General features: G+C 61.2%; 1 protein-coding gene. It reads left to right on the plus strand.

Annotated elements, in window-relative coordinates; translation table 11 throughout:
* Positions 1-122 precede the first annotated feature (122 nt).
* Positions 123-1,517, plus strand: a complete 1,395-nt coding sequence (locus tag H7C86_RS36835) for an IS1380-like element IS1676 family transposase (RefSeq protein WP_024488023.1) — start codon at positions 123-125, stop codon at positions 1,515-1,517.
* Positions 1,518-1,696 lie beyond the last annotated feature (179 nt).

The raw sequence follows: 1,696 nt of genomic DNA on the forward strand, positions 1-1,696 counted from the left end.
CCTCGCGCTTTCACGGTGAGCGCTTCGAAACCCTGAGTCGGATATAAAGAAAGGCGACCCGACCTGGAAGAATGCGGATTATTGAGGCCCGTATTCATCCGAACAGAAGGATCACCTTTCAGGTGCACAAGTCTACTTCCTGCTACCCCAAACTCTCCATCGACACCACCGGCAACGCTCTCGTGTCACAATCCGGAGCGGTCATCTTGATCCGCACCGCCGAAAAAACCCGCCTGAACACCGCCCTCTCCGAAGCCTTGTCGCCGTGGCGCAAACCTTCCGCCCAGCACGATCCGGGCAAAATCCTCCTCGATCTCGCGTTGTCTCTCGCCGTCGGCGGCGACTGCCTCGCAGACATTGCAACCTTGCGCGAACAACCCGCCGTGTTCGGATCGGTCGCATCCGATGCAACGGTATCCCGCCTGATCAGCACCCTCGCCGCCGACGGCCCGACCGCATTGACTGCAATCAACTCAGCCCGCGCTGTAGCTCGAAAAGCCGCATGGTCCTACGCTGGCGAACACGCACCTGATCACCACATCGACCCGCAGCAACCACTGGTCGTCGACCTCGATGCCACCCTCGTGACCGCACATTCGGAGAAAGAAAATACTGCGCCGAACTTCAAGCGCGGCTTCGGTTTCCATCCCTTGTTGGCGTTCGTCGACCACGGCGAACACGGCACCGGCGAACCCTTGAGTTTCCTCCTCCGGCCCGGGAATTCCGGTTCCAACACCGCCGCCGACCACATTGCTGTGACCCGACAAGCATTGGCACAGTTACCCTTCCGCACCAGTGGCGCAGTCGGAAAGAAAGTGCTGATCCGCACCGATGGCGCCGGCGGCACCCACGCTTTTCTCGAGTACCTGACCGCCCGGAAGTTGTCGTATTCGGTGGGGTTCACCTTGACCGACGCGATGGCCGAAGCAATCGACGAAATTCCCGAAGATCTGTGGATCTCGGCGCTCGATTCGAGTGGCGGGGTTCGCGACGGAGCCTGGGTCGCAGAACTGACCGGACTCGTTCACCTGTCGGGCTGGCCTGCAGGGATGCGGCTCATCGTGCGTAAAGAACGACCTCATCCGGGCGCTCAACTGCGCTTGACCGACCGAAACGGTCTGCGGCTGACCGCGTTCGTGACCAACACAGTGGTCGGAAGCCTGCAAACCTTGGAGCTGCGGCACCGCCGCCGAGCCCGCTGCGAAGACCGAATCCGGACCGCGAAGGACACCGGTCTGAGCAACCTACCTTTGTACGGTTTTGCGCACAACGAGATCTGGTTGGCGATTGTCGCGCTCGCTTCCGAGCTGACAGCCTGGATGCAAATGTTGACGTTGACCAGCAGTGATGCACGTCGCTGGGAGCCGAAACGACTGCGCCTACGACTGTTTTCGATCGCCGGGCGCATCGCCCGTCACGCACGGAAAACACGTCTGCGAGTGTCCGGGCGGGCGCCGTGGTCCGGTCTGATTACGTCGGCGTTGGCCAGGTTGGAGGCGTTGCCGGCGCCGACCTAAAACACCGACGAATCTTGTTGGTACGAGCGGAAAGAACACCTCTCCGGAATGTGGAATCCGGCAGCATCCCGACTGCACATGGGTTGCCCTGCCGCGCCCCGATACTGATTCGGGTCGCGGCCGGCCTGATCGGTGAACCGATCAGGCCGGCAGAGGCCTCTCATGAAAGATTGAGGTTA

The sequence above is a fragment of the Rhodococcus sp. UFZ-B548 genome, from assembly GCF_903819475.1.
Taxonomy (GTDB): Bacteria; Actinomycetota; Actinomycetes; order Mycobacteriales; family Mycobacteriaceae; genus Rhodococcus_F; species Rhodococcus_F erythropolis.